The sequence below is a fragment of the Variovorax paradoxus genome (assembly GCF_029919115.1).
GTDB classification, from domain to species: Bacteria; Pseudomonadota; Gammaproteobacteria; order Burkholderiales; family Burkholderiaceae_C; genus Variovorax; species Variovorax paradoxus_O.
Genome location: NZ_CP123990.1, coordinates 4,519,220 through 4,534,129, shown reverse-complemented (window position 1 = coordinate 4,534,129; position 14,910 = coordinate 4,519,220). Strand labels below are relative to the sequence as shown.

Annotated in this window: 12 protein-coding genes; 9 read left to right on the top strand and 3 right to left on the bottom strand. The window is 66.3% G+C overall.

The features are described from left to right. Nucleotides 1-16 precede the first annotated feature (16 nt). From QHG62_RS21805 to QHG62_RS21790, 4 genes are all read left to right on the top strand, one after another. Nucleotides 17-709 (top strand): redoxin domain-containing protein, encoded by a 693-nt coding sequence (locus QHG62_RS21805; RefSeq protein WP_281147730.1) that lies wholly within the window; start codon nt 17-19, stop codon nt 707-709. 107 nt (nt 710-816) lie between these two features. Next, nucleotides 817-2,187, top strand: a complete 1,371-nt coding sequence (locus QHG62_RS21800) for an MFS transporter (protein ID WP_281147729.1) — start codon at nt 817-819, stop codon at nt 2,185-2,187. A gap of 179 nt (nt 2,188-2,366) precedes the next feature. Further along, nucleotides 2,367-3,473, top strand: coding sequence for a uroporphyrinogen decarboxylase (gene hemE, locus QHG62_RS21795; protein WP_281147728.1), 1,107 nt, complete (start codon nt 2,367-2,369; stop codon nt 3,471-3,473). A gap of 453 nt (nt 3,474-3,926) precedes the next feature. Next, nucleotides 3,927-6,026 (top strand): primosomal protein N', encoded by a 2,100-nt coding sequence (locus tag QHG62_RS21790; protein WP_281151752.1) that lies wholly within the window; start codon nt 3,927-3,929, stop codon nt 6,024-6,026. 31 nt (nt 6,027-6,057) lie between these two features. Here QHG62_RS21790 and QHG62_RS21785 read toward each other — a convergent pair whose 3' ends face one another. Continuing rightward, entirely contained in the window at nt 6,058-6,270 is a 213-nt protein-coding gene (locus QHG62_RS21785; RefSeq protein ID WP_157611880.1) for a hypothetical protein, read from the bottom strand. Between the two features lie 326 nt (nt 6,271-6,596). On the opposite strand from QHG62_RS21785, the gene QHG62_RS21780 reads away from it, so the two are divergent. Further along, complete coding sequence (locus QHG62_RS21780) at nt 6,597-7,166, top strand: hypothetical protein (RefSeq protein WP_432445628.1); 570 nt, start codon at nt 6,597-6,599, stop codon at nt 7,164-7,166. A gap of 30 nt (nt 7,167-7,196) precedes the next feature. Here the strand turns inward: QHG62_RS21780 and QHG62_RS21775 are convergent, their stop codons facing one another. Further along, nucleotides 7,197-8,237, bottom strand: coding sequence for an AEC family transporter (locus tag QHG62_RS21775; protein ID WP_281147726.1), 1,041 nt, complete (start codon nt 8,235-8,237; stop codon nt 7,197-7,199). Nucleotides 8,238-8,358: 121 nt separating this feature from the next. Here QHG62_RS21775 and QHG62_RS21770 point away from each other — a divergent pair, with 121 nt between their 5' ends. The 4 genes from QHG62_RS21770 to nadE all read left to right on the top strand — a co-directional run bounded on the left by QHG62_RS21770 (nt 8,359) and on the right by nadE (nt 12,985). Then, the gene (locus tag QHG62_RS21770) at nt 8,359-10,464 is read left to right on the top strand and encodes an ATP-dependent helicase (protein ID WP_281147725.1); all 2,106 of its coding nucleotides are present in this window, start codon (nt 8,359-8,361) and stop codon (nt 10,462-10,464) included. Nucleotides 10,465-10,574: 110 nt separating this feature from the next. Continuing rightward, nucleotides 10,575-10,925: a hypothetical protein gene (locus tag QHG62_RS21765; protein WP_281147724.1), complete on the top strand. Its 351-nt coding sequence runs from the start codon at nt 10,575-10,577 to the stop codon at nt 10,923-10,925. Then, on the top strand, nt 10,922-12,094 hold the full coding sequence (locus tag QHG62_RS21760; RefSeq protein WP_281147723.1) for a phospholipase A: 1,173 nt from the start codon (nt 10,922-10,924) through the stop codon (nt 12,092-12,094). The genes QHG62_RS21765 and QHG62_RS21760 overlap by 4 nt, the downstream gene beginning before the upstream one ends. Nucleotides 12,095-12,133: 39 nt before the next feature. After that, complete coding sequence (gene nadE / locus QHG62_RS21755; RefSeq protein ID WP_281147722.1) at nt 12,134-12,985, top strand: ammonia-dependent NAD(+) synthetase; 852 nt, start codon at nt 12,134-12,136, stop codon at nt 12,983-12,985. On the opposite strand, the gene QHG62_RS21750 is transcribed toward nadE, so the two are convergent. Continuing rightward, nucleotides 12,982-14,898, bottom strand: a complete 1,917-nt coding sequence (locus tag QHG62_RS21750) for a PAS domain-containing hybrid sensor histidine kinase/response regulator (protein ID WP_281147721.1) — start codon at nt 14,896-14,898, stop codon at nt 12,982-12,984. The genes nadE and QHG62_RS21750 overlap by 4 nt on opposite strands. Between the last annotated feature and the right edge of the window lie 12 nt (nt 14,899-14,910).

Here is a 14,910-nt window from a genome sequence, read left to right as displayed (position 1 = left end):
GGAGTTCAAGCTGGCCATGTCACTTTCGCCATCGTCCGACTCGCGTTCCATTCGTGCCGCGCGCCACGCCCGCGCCGCCCTCTCCCGTGCCTCGCGCCGCGCCGTCGTGGCGGCGGCCGTGGCGCTCGGCGCCAGCTTTTTGATGGGCAATAACGCCTTCGCAGCGCCCGCCGTGGGCCAACAGGCGCCTGACTTCGTTGCAGTGGACACCAGCGGCGCCAAGCACAAGCTCTCCGACTTTGCCGGCAAGTTCGTGGTGCTCGAGTGGACCAACCCGGGCTGCCCCTTCGTGCGCAAGCACTACAACAGCGGCAACATGCCGGCCACGCAAAAGTCAGCCACGGCCCAGGGCGTGGTGTGGCTGTCGGTCAACTCCACCGAGCGCGCAGCCAGCGACTACCTGCAGCCCGCCGCGCTCGACGCATGGATGAAGTCGCAAAAGGCGTCGCCCACCGCGGTGCTGATGGACGAAGACGGCGTCATCGGCCAAGCCTACGGCGCGCGCACCACGCCGCACATCTTCATCATCGATCCCAAGGGCATGCTGGTGTACGCGGGCGGCATCGACAGCATCGCCTCAGCCCGGCCCGACGACATCAAGAGCGCGACCAACTACGTCAACCAGGCGCTCGGCGAAGCCTTCGGCGGCAAGCCGATCTCGGCTGCCTCCACGCGGCCCTACGGCTGCTCGGTCAAATACAAGACCTGAAGTAAAAGCCGGCCGGCAATGACAGGTACCTGACCGCGGTGGTCAGGCGGCGGTCGGGAACCCCGGCCTACCCTCGGGCGAACTACTTCGCCCAAGGGGACAACGAAATGAATACCGCGCACACCGCCGCGCAACCGGGCTCGGCCGCCCGCGCTTCTTCAGGCACCGCAGCCTCTGCTGCTTCGACGTCCTCTTCCTCTTCTTCAAAATTCGCCACCGTCCTGCGTGTGACGGGCGGCAATTTCATGGAGATGTTCGACTTCTTCCTGTTCGGCTTCTACGCCACGCAGATCTCCAAGGCCTTCTTCCCGGCCGGCGACGAATTCGCCTCGCTGATGCTGACCTTCATGACCTTCGGCGCCGGGTTCCTGATGCGGCCGCTGGGCGCAATTTTTCTGGGCGCGTATGTCGACCGCGTCGGCCGCCGCAAGGGCCTGATCGTCACGCTCGCGCTGATGGCGCTGGGCACGCTGCTCATCGCCTGCGTGCCGGCCTACGCCACCATCGGCTTCGCGGCGCCGCTGCTGGTGCTGGTCGGCCGGCTGCTGCAGGGCTTCTCGGCCGGCGTGGAATTGGGCGGTGTCTCGGTCTACCTGTCCGAGATGGCCACGCCGGGACGCAAGGGCTTTTACGTGAGCTGGCAGTCGGCCAGCCAGCAAGTCGCCATCGTCGTGGCGGCGGCGCTCGGCTATTGGCTGAACGTGACCTTCACTTCGCAGGAGATCGGCGACTTCTATTGGCGCATTCCGTTCTTTGTCGGCTGCCTGATCGTGCCGGTGCTGTTCATCATTCGCCGCTCGCTGCAAGAGACCGAGGAGTTCATGGCGCGCAAGCACCGCCCCGATGCGCGCGAAATCTTCCAGTCGATGATGGCCAACTGGGGCCTGGTGGTCGCCGGAATGATGCTGGTGTCGATGACGACCGTGTCGTTCTACCTGATCACGGTCTACACGCCAACCTTCGGCAAGTCGGTGCTGCACCTGAGCACGACCGATGCGCTCATCGTCACGCTCTGCGTAGCCATTTCCAACTTCATCTGGCTGCCGATCATGGGCGCGCTTTCCGACCGCGTGGGACGCAAGCCGCTGTTGATCCTGTTCACGGCGCTGACCATCCTCACCGCGTACCCGTCGCTCAAGTGGCTGGTGGGCGCGCCGAGCTTCGCGCGCATGCTCGAAGTGGAGCTGTGGCTCTCGTTCCTCTACGCGAGCTACAACGGCGCGATGGTGGTGGCCCTCACCGAAGTGATGCCGGTCAACGTGCGCACCGCCGGCTTCTCGCTGGCCTACAGCCTGGCCACGGCGCTGTTCGGCGGCTTCACGCCGGCCATTGCCACCGGCTTGATCGAGATGACGGGCGACAAAGGCGCGCCGGGTTTGTGGATGACCGCAGCGGCCGTCTGCGGGCTGGTCGCCACGTTGCTGCTGTATCGGCGACAGGTGAATCCTGTGGATTCGGTGCGGGTGCCGGTGGTCTGATTTCTGACCCAGGAGCAGCTTGCCCAAGTGCACAGGGCATCGGGTGCTCCGCGCAGCGAAATAAAGGAGGAGGCCGAAGGCCGGGGGACATTCGCGGAGGGGAGTACCCGGTGGCCTGTGCACCCGCCCTGAACAGCGGCGCCAAGAACAACAGCCCCTCCCCCTGCGACAATCGGGAAATGCCTTTCGCCCCATTGCAAAACGACACTTTCCTGCGGGCCTGCTGGCGCCAGGCTACCGACCACACCCCCGTCTGGCTCATGCGCCAGGCCGGGCGCTACCTGCCCGAGTACGTGGCCACCCGCGCCAAGGCCGGCAGCTTCATGGGGCTGGCGACCAACACGGACTACGCCACTGAAGTCACCCTGCAGCCGCTCGAACGCTATGCGCTCGATGCCGCCATTCTTTTCTCCGACATCCTCACCGTGCCCGACGCCATGGGCCTTGGCCTTTCGTTCGAGGCCGGCGAAGGCCCGCGCTTTGCACGACCCGTGCGCGACGAGGCCGCCGTTGCCGCGCTCGAAGTGCCGGACATGGCCAAGCTGCGCTACGTGTTCGATGCCGTGGCGTCGATCCGCAAGGCCCTCGACGGCCGCGTGCCCCTCATCGGCTTTTCGGGCAGCCCCTGGACCCTGGCGTGCTATATGGTCGAGGGCGCGGGCTCCAGCGACTACCGGCTCGTGAAGAGCATGCTCTACAGCCGCCCCGACCTCATGCACCGCCTGCTCGCGGTCAATGCCGACTCGGTGGCCACCTACCTCAATGCGCAGATCGACGCCGGCGCCCAGGCCGTGATGGTGTTCGACAGCTGGGGCGGCGTGCTCGCCGACGGCGCCTTTCAAGAATTCAGCCTGGCCTACACCGCACGCGTACTGGCCGGCCTGAAGCGCAACGGTGCCGACGGCCAGCCCGTGCCGCGCATCGTGTTCACCAAGGGTGGCGGCCTGTGGCTCGAAGCCATGCGCGAGCTCGACTGCGAAGTGCTCGGCGTCGACTGGACCGTGAACCTTGCGGCCGCGCGCCGCCTGGTCGGCGAAGGCAGCGACGGCAAGGCCAAGGCACTGCAGGGCAACATCGACCCCAACGTGCTGTTCGCGCCCCCCCAGCAAATCGAGGCCGAGGTGGCCAAAGTGCTCCAGGCTTTCGGCAAGCCGCACGCCGGCTCGGCCAAGGGGCCGACCCACATCTTCAACCTGGGCCACGGCATCAGCCAATTTACGCCGCCCGACCACGTGGCAGCGCTGGTGCAGGCGGTGCATGTGCAATCCCGCTCCTTGCGCAGTTGAAACTGTTACACGCCGGGCCTGCCGCGACGGTGAACCAGTTTTCGCCGAAAAGCAGTTCACGGCCGTTTGTCAAGCGTAAAAACGGTGTAGGAGGCCCGACTTATGCACAAAACACGTGCTGCACTGCGCAAGATTATCTGAGGCGGGCCCCTCTTTGCTCCTAAACAAGTAGCGCTCGTAAGTAGTTGATTTATATAGGATTTGAACTTTGCTTTTTTTGAGGGCAATCCAGTCAGACGCTTGATTTTCAAGGCTCCGCAGCGTGTCGAGCCCTGTTGTCAACAAAGTTATCCACAGAATCTCTGGATGAGCTTCAAAGCACTGGAAAATCAACGACTTAAGTGATTTTGCTCAAAGTCGCATTAACAAACATTGCCAACCGAGACGCCCATTTCCACCGCCATCAGCCCAGACCCGGAAACGGCGGCGGCGCCGGCTAGCACGCCCGCCGCAATGGCCTGGCGGCTCGACATCGCCGTGCAAACCCCCGCGCATGCGGCGCTTGGCGACCTGCTGAGCTACGCCAGCGCGGCGCCGCTTGCGCCCGGCACGCTGGTTCGGGTGCCGCTGGGCCGGCGCGAAGTGCTGGGCGTGGTGTGGAACGACCCCACCTCGCTGCAGGGCGCCGAGCCGGACATGGCCCTCAAGCCGGTGGGCGCGGCGCTCGATGCGCTCGCGCCCCTGGGCGAAGCCTGGCGAGACCTCGTGGCCTTTGCCGCACGCTATTACCAGCGCTCGATCGGTGAAATCGCGCTTGCAGCCTTGCCGCCGCAACTGCGCGACCTGACCGGCACGCAACTGGCGCGCCGCCTCAAGCGCAAGACCACCACCGGCCCAGTGGCCGAGACGGCCGAGGCAGCCAACCTGATCGCGCTCAGCCCGGAGCAGACCGCAGCCCTCGCGCGCATCGAGGCCGAAACAGGCACCTTCCTGCTGGTCGGCAGCACCGGCAGCGGCAAGACCGAGGTGTACCTGCGCTGCGTGGCCGACCTGCTTGCGCGCGATGCCGGCGCGCAGGCGCTGGTGATGGTGCCCGAGATCAACCTCACGCCGCAGCTCGAAGCGCGCTTCAAGGCGCGTTTCGGGGACGACGCCGTGGTGTCGCTGCACAGCGGCATGACCAATCCGCAGCGGCTCGCAAGCTGGCTTGCGGCGCACAGCGGCGCCGCGCGCATTGTGCTGGGCACGCGCATGGCGGTGTTCGCGTCGATGCCGGGGCTCAAGCTCATCGTCGTCGACGAAGAGCACGACCCCAGCTACAAGCAGCAGGAAGGCGCACGGTATTCGGCGCGCGACCTCGCCGTGTGGCGCGGCCAGCGCGAGAGCGCGAAAGTCATCCTCGGCTCGGCCACGCCCTCGCTCGAAAGCTGGCACCAGAGCCGCCCCGCCGAGGGCGAAGATCCTGGCGGCCGCTACGTGCGGCTTGCCATGCCGTCACGCATTGGCGCAGGTGAACTGCCCGCAGTGCGGCTGGTCGACATGAACCTGCAGCCGCCCAAGACCGTGCTCTCGGCCGCGCTGCTCGACGCCATCGGCCAGCGCATTGCGCGCGGCGAACAGAGCATGGTGTTTCTCAACCGGCGCGGCTATGCGCCGGTGCTGGCCTGCGCCGATTGCGGCTGGAAGAGCGAATGCCCGCACTGCAGCGCCTACCGCGTGTTCCACAAGATCGACCGCACGCTGCGCTGCCACCACTGCGGCTTTACCGAGCGCGTGCCGCGCGCGTGCCCGGCTTGCGGCAACCCCGACATCGCGCCCGTGGGACGCGGCACCGAGCGGCTCGAAGAGCACCTGGCCGAGCTGTTCGCCAGCGTGAAGCGGCCCGACGGCAACGCGGTGCGCATTGCGCGCATCGACGCCGACAGCACCAAGAAGCAGGGTGCGCTCGAATCGCAGCTCGCGTCCGTGCATTCGGGCGAGGTCGATGTGCTGGTCGGCACGCAGATGATCGCCAAGGGGCACGACTTCAGGCGCATCACGCTGGTGGCCGCCGTGAACCCCGACGGCGCGCTGTTCTCCAGCGACTTTCGCGCCCCCGAGCGGCTGTTCAGCCTGCTGATGCAATCGGCCGGGCGCGCGGGGCGCGATGCCGCGTACCTGGCAGCGCAAGGCGCCACGGCCGAGATGTGGATCCAGACGCACCATGCGCAGCATCCGCTCTTTGCCGCGCTGCGAAGGCACGACTACGCCGCTTTCGCGCGGCAGCAGCTCGAAGAGCGCGCCGCGGCCGGCATGCCGCCGTTTGCATTCCAGGCATTGCTGCGCGCCGATGCGCGCTCGCAAGAGGCGGCCCAGGCGTTCCTGAATGCGGCAAGTGTGGCGGCCGATGCACTCGAAGGCGCCGACCGCGTGCTGCGCTACCCCGCGGTGCCGCTGGCCATTCAGCGCGTGGCCAATGTGGAGCGGGCTCAGATGCTGATCGAAAGCCCGTCGCGCGCCGCACTGCAGCGCCTGCTCGCAGCCTGGCAGCCGCTGCTGCACGCGTTGCGCCGCACGCCTGAAGGCAAGGGCGTGATCCGCTGGCTGGTCGACGTCGACCCGCACAGCATCTGAGGCGGCCTCGTACCGAGGCCAGCCCCTGTCGTCAGTGGTGCAGGCCCGCCGGCTCCTTGCCCATGTCGACGTAGCGCAGCTCGCTGCTGCGCCGCCGGGCGATGCTTCCGGGCCATGCGAACACCACGAGGCTCAAGGCGCCAAGCGCAAGCGACGTGGCGGTGCCGAGAGTGTCGGCATGCCACAACCAGCCCACGCTGGCGACCCAGGCCAGCCACAGCAGAATACGAACAAGTATTGCCATAGTGCCCCCATACGTACTTTGATTTGCAAACACTTTAGCAGTGTTTTGAAAACACAAGCACTCATCTGTAGTGATAACGATAGCTATGGCTTATGGCCTACAAGTGAATCAGAAATAATCTGCAAAAACGGTTGACTGCATGCCCGCCTGCTATTCAAGCTGTCACAGCGCGGGACCGCTCCGGTTCGCGCGTCAAGCAAGAACGCTGCTCGCCTGGGGTTGCCGTGAAACTGCCTTCATCTCTCGGTCTGGCTCTTTTTTTCGCATGCCTCGCATGCTCCGCGGCCGAACTCGAACTGAAGGGCAGCCAGCTTGTGGTTTCGGGCATGCTCGACGGCACGGCAATCAAGACCTTTACCGAGTACCTCGACAAAGGCACGGTGCGCACCGTCGTGTTCGAGGATTCGTTCGGCGGCACCGCCGAAGCGGCCGGCGCCTTTGCCGATGCGATCCGTTCGAGCAACGTCGAAACCGAAGTTCGTGGCCAGTGCATGGCCGCCTGCGCCTACGCTTTTCTTGCCGGCAGGACGCATCGCTTCGGCGACGGCTTCCAGGTGAACGGCGTACTGCTGCCCGTGGCCGCCAGGCCTTCCGCGTCCGAACTGGCAATGCGCTGGCGCGGCGGAGAAGTCCACAAGACGCTGGCCGAATTTTCGCCCTCCAGCACCACTCCTGCCGTGACTTCGCCCGGCGCAGCCGGCACCGCGGAGCTCGGCACCGGCCCGGTCAAGGACAACTGGCAACCCGACCACGGGGTGCTCTTCACGGCCAGCCCGACGCTGTTCGGCCGCATCTACAACGCCTTCTATTGCGATGGCACCCAGGGCCGCGACTTCACCAAGTGCGAGCGCCTTTCAGACGCCGATCCGTTCAAGCTCGGCGTGCTGACGCCCTGATTCAACGAAAGCGCATTGCAGCGCGCCGGCTCAGCGCAGCAGGCCCACCGCCCACGGAAAGCTGAAGAACGTCGCCACCGTCGTCCACAAGATGATGCGGGCGATGCGGCCGTTATCGGCGCCAAAGCGCTCGGCCAGCATGGCCACGTTGCTGGCGCTCGGAAGCGCAGCCACCAGCACGATCACCATCAGCGCCGAAGAAGAAAGCGGCAGCCCGAGCGCAATGGCGCCCTGCCCCACTATCCACACCAGCGCGGGATGCACCAGCAGCTTGATGCCCACCACGGGCAGCACGTCGGCCAGCGGCGCCCTGCGCGCAAGCGCCGACTTGACGCCCATTGCAGCGGCAACCTCAGCGCTTGCGGCGTGCTCGCGGGCGAGCAGTGCCGACCGGGCCAGCACCGCGCCAATGGTGAAGAGCGCCACCGGCGAAGCGGCATCGGCCAGCATGGCCACGGTGCGCTCCACCGGCCCGGGCAGGCGCCAGCGCGCGGCGGACAACAGCACACCCAGCAGAATGGACCACGGCATTGGGTTGACCAGTACGCCGCGCAGCGCCTGCCGAGCCGCCTGCCGCGGGCCGTGATGCCCTGCACCGGCGCTCGCGCCACCCGCGCCGCCCGCGCCATCGAGCCGCGAGAGGGCAATGCACAGCGACGAAGTCACCACCAGGTCGAACGCAATGGTGATGATCATCGGCCCCGCAGCCTGCGCGCCCAGCAGCGCCACCAATAGCGGCACGCCCATGAAGCCGGTGTTCGGAAACGCCGCCACCAACGCGCCGAAGGCACCGTCGTTCCAGCCGATGCGCTGGTTGCGGGTGAAAGCGACGGTGCCCGCCACCACAGCCAGCGCGCACAGGCCCCACACCAGTGCAACGCTGCCGTCGAGCAACTGCCCAATGGGCGTATCGGCGCCAAAGCGCAGCAGCATGCAGGGCAGCGCGAAGTAAAGCACAAAGGTGTTGAGGCCGGGAATCGCGTCCAGTGGAAGGACGCGCGACCGCGCAGCGCCATAGCCTGCAGCAATCAACGCGAAGAAAGGAAAGGTAACGAGAAATACGGGCAGCACGGTGTGATTGTCGTTGCATCCCGCATCGTGAACTTCGGCGGGGTTGCGCGAGAGCTGCGCCCCGTATCATTGCCCGCTTTGCGCCTGCCCGTTCGCTCGCGGCCTTCCGTTCCCACTCCTCATGTCTTCCGGTCTCAATCTCGCGCAACAAGAAGCTGTCAATTACCTGCATGGCCCCTGCCTCGTGCTCGCGGGTGCGGGCTCGGGCAAGACGCGCGTCATCACGCACAAGATCGGCCGGCTGATCCAGGCCGGCCTGGAGCCCAAGCGCATTGCGGCCATCACCTTCACCAACAAGGCCGCGAGCGAAATGCGCGAGCGCGCCAAGGGGTTGATCGGGCGCGATGCGAAGCATGTGGTGATCTGCACCTTTCACGCACTGGGCGTGCGCATGATGCGCGAAGACGGCGCCGTGCTGGGCCTGAAGCCGGCCTTCAGCATTCTGGACAGCGACGACGTCACCAAGATCCTGAAGGACGCGGGCGGCACCACCGACACCGCCACCGCGCGCATCTGGCAGTGGACCATCAGCAAGTGGAAGAACATGGGCCTGAACGCCGCACAGGCCGAGGCCGCCGCGGTGGACGACAACGAGCGCATCACCGCACGCATCATGGCGCGCTATGAAGAGCGGCTCACGGCCTACCAGAGCGTCGATTTCGACGACCTCATCGGCATGCCGCTCAAGCTGCTGCGCGACTACGAGGAGGTGCGCAGCAAGTGGCAAAACACGCTGGGCCACATCCTGGTGGACGAATACCAGGACACCAACGCCACCCAGTATGAAGTGCTGAAGGCGCTGGCCGGCGAGCGCGGGCGCTTTACCGCTGTGGGCGACGACGACCAGTCGATCTACGGCTGGCGCGGCGCCACGCTGGACAACCTGCGCAAGCTGCCGGTCGACTACCCCAACCTGAAGGTCATCAAGCTGGAGCAGAACTACCGCTCCACCAGCGCCATTCTGCGGGCGGCCAACAACGTGATCGGCCCCAACCCCAAGCTGTTCCCGAAGACGCTGTTCTCGGAGCTGGGCGAAGGCGAGCCGGTGCGCATTGTCGATGCCGACTCCGAGGCGCACGAGGCCGAGCGCGCGGTGGCGCGCATCATCAGCCTGCGCGCGGGCGACGCCACGGCGCAGGGCAAGCAGTACAAGGAATTTCGCGACTTCGCCATTCTTTACCGCGCCAACCACCAGGCGCGCGTGTTCGAGCAGGCGCTGCGCAAGGCGCAGATTCCCTACAAGGTATCGGGCGGCCAGAGCTTTTTCGACCGCGCCGAAATCAAGGACCTGTGCGGCTGGTTTCGCCTGTGGGTCAACAACGACGACGACCCGGCGTTCCTGCGCGCGATCACCACGCCCAAGCGCGGCATCGGCCACACCACGCTCGCGAGCCTCGGCACCTTTGCGAGCCAGTACAAGCTCAGCCTGTTCGAAGCGCTGTTCAGCCCCTCGCTGCCGAGCGTGATGCCCAAGCGCACGCTGGAGGGCATCCACGAGTTCGGCCGCTACATCAACGACCTGGAATACCGCGCGCGCCGCACCATGGGCGCCGAAGATTCGCGCACCTTCATGCTCGACTGGCTGAAGGAGATCGACTACGAGAAGCACCTCTACGACGGCGAGGACAGCGAACAGGCCGCGGCCGCGCGCTGGACCAACGTGCTGGAGTTCGTCGACTGGATGTCGCAGCGTGCCGGCGGCACCCTCGACGACGCCTCGGGCGCCGACAACAACATCGAGAGCGAGCGCAAGAGCCTGCTCGAAGTGGCGCAGACCATTTCGCTGCTCTCGACCATCAGCGAGCGCGAGCAGGACCAGAACGTGGTCACGCTTTCGACGCTGCATGCCTCCAAGGGCCTCGAGTGGCCGCACGTGATGCTGATCGGCGTGACGGAGGGGCTGCTGCCATTCAAGCTCGAGGACGACAACGGCCGCCAACTCAAGGTGAGCGACGAAACGCTGCAGCGGCTGCAGGAAGAGCGCCGCCTGATGTACGTGGGCATCACGCGCGCGCAGCGCAGCCTGGCGGTGAGCTGGACCAAGAAGCGCAAGCAGGGCCGCGAAATGGTGCCTTGCGTGCCGAGCCGATTCATCGCCGAAATGGGCCTGGACAAGGCCACCACCCGCGAAGACCCCCGCGAGAAGCTCAAGGCGCTGCGAGCCGAGTTCGCGCGCAAGGCCCAGGACAGTGCGGCGGCTGCAGCGGCCGCAGCCTCCGCGTCATGAAGGCGCGGGTTCTATCGCTGTCGCTCGCCGCGCTCTGCACCGCATGCGCTGGCCCTGGGGGCCCAAACCCGGCACCGCCCGGATGCCCCGCCACCGCGCGGGACTTGCCGGTGGAAGCGCTGTACGGCAGCTGGCAGGCGCGCTTCGACGGCCTTCCGGGCACGGCCACCGTGGTGCTCGGCAAGCACCCCGAATACGTGGGCGTGCGCGGCACCATCACGCGTGCGGCGGGTGCTCCCTCGGCAAGCCCATCGGTCGCGCAGCTGGCGGGCGATGTCGATGACGAGGGCGAGCTCGCCATCGACGAATCGCTCGACGGGCGCAGCATCAGCGGCGTGTGGTCGGGCACGCTGCAGCCGGACTCCTGCGGGCACGAGTTCAGGGGCACCTGGCGCAACGCCGCCGACGAAACCACACATCCCTTCACTCTGAAAAAGACGGAAAGGACCGCAGAGAAATGAACGCAATCCACCTACGAACCACTCTTGCCGCGAGCCTGCTGGCGCCCGGCCTCTTTGCGTCGTCTCTGGCCAGCGCACAAGCGGTGGAAAAGCCCTCCAGCCCGCTGGCTGATGCCCAACTGACCTGGCAGCAGTGCGCCGCACTGGGCAACAACAACGAAGCCCGGCTGGCCTGCTTCGACCGCTGGGCGCAGCAGCAGACACTGCCCTCGGTGTCGGTGCCGGCCGCGCCGCCGGTGCTGGCAAGCACGCAGCCCGCACCGCCGGTGGATGGCTCCATTCCGGCCACCCGCGTGGTGTCGGTCGCCACCAGCGAGGGCTGCCGCGACCGGCAGTATTCGGCGCTCTCGCGCTTCTGGGAGCTGGAGAACGGCAGCGACTGCGGCACCTTCGTGTTCCGCGGCTACCGGCCATTGAATGTGTCGGCCTCGGCCGCCACCAGCAAGCCGGACACGCCCACCTCGCCCGCCGAAGGCCACACCGCCTCTCCCGTGAACTACCAGGCGAATGAAATGCGCATCGGCCTCTCGGTGCGTACCAAGATCGCGCAGGGCCTGCTCACGCAGAACGACCCGATCAAGAAAGACTCGCTCTGGTTCGCGTATTCGCAGCAGTCGACCTGGCAGCTGTTCAACGGCTCGATCTCGCGGCCGTTCCGCACCACCGACCATGAGCCCGAGCTGATGTATGTCTATCCGCTGGACTTCAAGCTGCCCGGCGGCTGGCGCTGGCGCTATGCGGGCGTGGGCCTGGTGCACCAGTCGAACGGCCAGAGCCTGCCGTTGTCGCGCAGCTGGAACCGCGTGTACCTGATGGGCGGGGCCGAGCTGGACGACCGCTTCAGCATTACCGGGCGCGTCTGGCAGCGGCTGTCGGAAGACGTGGCCAAGGACGACAACCCCGACATTTCCAGCTACATCGGCCGTGCCGAAGTTACCGGCCGCTGGAACTTCAACCGCGACAACAGCCTGGGCCTCACGGTGCGCAACAACCTGCGCGACAGCGGGCGCGGTTCGATCCGGCTCGAGTGGCTGAAGGCCATCGGCGATCCGACCACCAGCAACCTGCGCTTCCACACGCAACTGTTCCACGGCTATGGCGATACGCTGGTGGACTACAACCGGAAGCGCACCGTGCTGAGCATCGGTCTCAGCCTGGTCGATTTCTAATCCCGCTCCAATGAATGAATGAATGCAGAAAGGCCGTCCATGAATGCTGGTGAACTTGCCCCCGTCGACGCCGTGCAGCGCGAGATCATTGCCGCGCTGCATGTGGCGCCGGTGTTCGATGCCGCACAAGAGGTCGAGCGGCGCATCGACTTTCTGGCCGGCTACCTGCGCACCACGGGCTTGAAGACATTGGTGCTGGGCATCAGCGGCGGTGTCGATTCGCTGGTTGCCGGCTGCCTTGCGCAACGCGCGGTGGAGCGGCTGCGCGCCGAAGGACGCGACGCCACGTTCATTGCCATGCGCCTGCCCTACGGCGTGCAGAAGGACGAAGCCGAGGCGCAACGCTCGCTCACGGTGATCAAGCCCGACCGCACCCTGACCGTCGACATCCGGCCCGCCGCAGACGGCATGCTCGCGGCATTGAAAGGCGGCGATCTTGTGTTCCGCGATGCGGCGCATGAAGACTTCGTGCTCGGCAACATCAAGGCACGCCAACGCATGATTGCGCAGTTCGCAGTGGCCGGCGCGCACGACGGCATCGTCATCGGCACCGACCATGCGGCCGAGGCCCTGATGGGCTTCTTCACCAAATTCGGCGACGGCGCGGCCGACGTGACGCCGCTCACCGGCCTCAACAAGCGCCGCGTGCGTGCGCTCGCGCAGCAACTGGGCGCACCCGATGCGCTGGTGTTCAAAGTGCCCACCGCCGACCTCGAATCGCTGGTGCCGCAAAAGCCCGACGAAGACGCGTTCGGCGTCAGCTACGAGCAGATCGACGACTTCCTCGAGGGCAAGCCGGTATCCCCCGCGGCGCGCGAGATCATTCTTTCAACGCACCGCAAGAGCGCCCACAAGCGGGCGCTGCCCGTGGAGCCGCCGCACCCGGCCTAGGACCGCGACGTTTCGAGCAGTTGTTCGAGCAGCGCGGTCAGCTTGTCGATGTCCACGGGCTTTGTCAGGTGGGCGCGAAAGCCCGCCTCGAGGCTGGTTTCCCGGTCGCTGGCCTGGCCGTAGCCGGTAATGGCAATCAGCGGCGGCGGGTTGATCATTTCGGCCCGCAGGCGCTTGGCAACTTCATACCCGCTGAGGTCCGGCAGGCCGATGTCCAGCAGCACCACGTCCGGGTCTTGCGCCTTCACCGCCTCGATGGCTGACAGGCCGCCGTGCGCAACGCTGGCCTTGTAGCCCAGCGCATCCAGCAGCAGCGCCATGGTTTCGGCCGCGTCCACGTTGTCGTCCACCACCAGCACGCACTGCTCGCCCACGGGCCGCGGCTGCGCCTCGAGCGTGGTCACCGGCGGCTGGGTGGTGCGGAACTGCACCACGAACTCGCTGCCTTCCCCCGCCCTTCCGGTGCTGAATGCGCTCACCCGGCCCTCGTGCAGGGCCGTCAGTTGCTGCACCAGGCTGAGCCCCAGCCCCAGGCCACCCTGCGTCCTTGCCATGTTCTGCTCGCCCTGCACGAACAGGTCGAAAATCCGCTGCAGGTCTTTCGGCGGTATGCCGGGCCCGTCGTCGCGCACGCTGATGTCGGCATCTTCGCCGACCTGCGAGAGCGAGACATGGATGTTGCCGCCGTTGTGGGTGAACTTTGCGGCGTTGTGAATCAGGTTGCTGACGATCTGGATGATGCGTGCGCGGTCGCCCGAGATCCACGGGTCGTCCTGCCCGCAGTGCAGATGCAAGGCCTGCGACTTGCTGTCGATCAGCGGCCGGACTGCCTCGGCGGCCTCTGCAATGGCGTCGCGCAAGCGCACCGGCTTGCTCTCCAGGTGGATCTTGCCGCTGGTGATGCGGCCCACGTCGAGCAGGTCGTCCACCAGCCTGGTCATCTGCCTGAGCTGCCGGCCGATGATGTCGCGCCCGTGGGCAATGACCGCCGATTCCGTCTTCTCGCGCTTGAGCAGTTCGAGCGCATTCGAAATCGGCGCCAGCGGATTGCGCAGTTCGTGCCCGAGCATCGCAAGAAAGTTGGTGACCCGGCGTCCCTCGTCTTCCAGCGCGGTCACGCGGCGCCGCTCCGTCAGGTCGCGCGTCACCTTGGCAAAGCCGCGGTGGCGACCGGTGGCGTCGTGCAGCGCGGTGATGACCACGCTGGCCCAGAAGCGGCTGCCGTCCTTGCGTATGCGCCAGCCTTCGTCCTCGAACCGCCCATCGCGCAGCGCGTTGCGCAGCTCCTGCTCGGGCCAGCCGATTGCGGCAACCTCGGGCGGATAGAACACCGAGAAGTGCTGCCCGATGATCTCCGAGGCCTCGTAGCCCTTGTTCTTTTGCGCGCCGAGGTTCCAGCTCACGATGTGGCCGCCTGGGTCGAGCATGAAGATCGCATAGTCCTTCACGCCCTCGACCAGCAGCCGGAAGCGCTCTTCGCTCATGCGCAGCATCTCGTCCTGGCGGCGGCGCTCGCTGAGGTCTCTCGTGATCATCGAGAAGCCGCGCACCTCTCCGCCCGGGGCGGTCATCCGCGTGATGACCACGCTGGCCCAAAAGCGCGTGCCGTCTTTTCGCAGGCGCCAGCCTTCTTCTTCCATGCGGCCGGTCTTGCGCGCCGCTTCGAGCGCGAGTTCGGGCTGGCCCTGCTCCAGCAGCTCGCTCGGGTAGAAAAGGGAAAAGTGCCGCCCCATCGCCTCCGGTGCGTCGTACCCCTTGAGCTTTCGTGCCCCGTCATTCCAGCTGATGACGATGCCGCCCGGATCCAGCAGGATGATGGAATAGTCCGAGACCGTTTCGACCATCTGCCGGTAGTCGGCGTCGGTCAGAGTGCGTTGATTCAGAGGTGCACTCCCACCGCCGTGATCTGCCATTGCTCTTTTTCC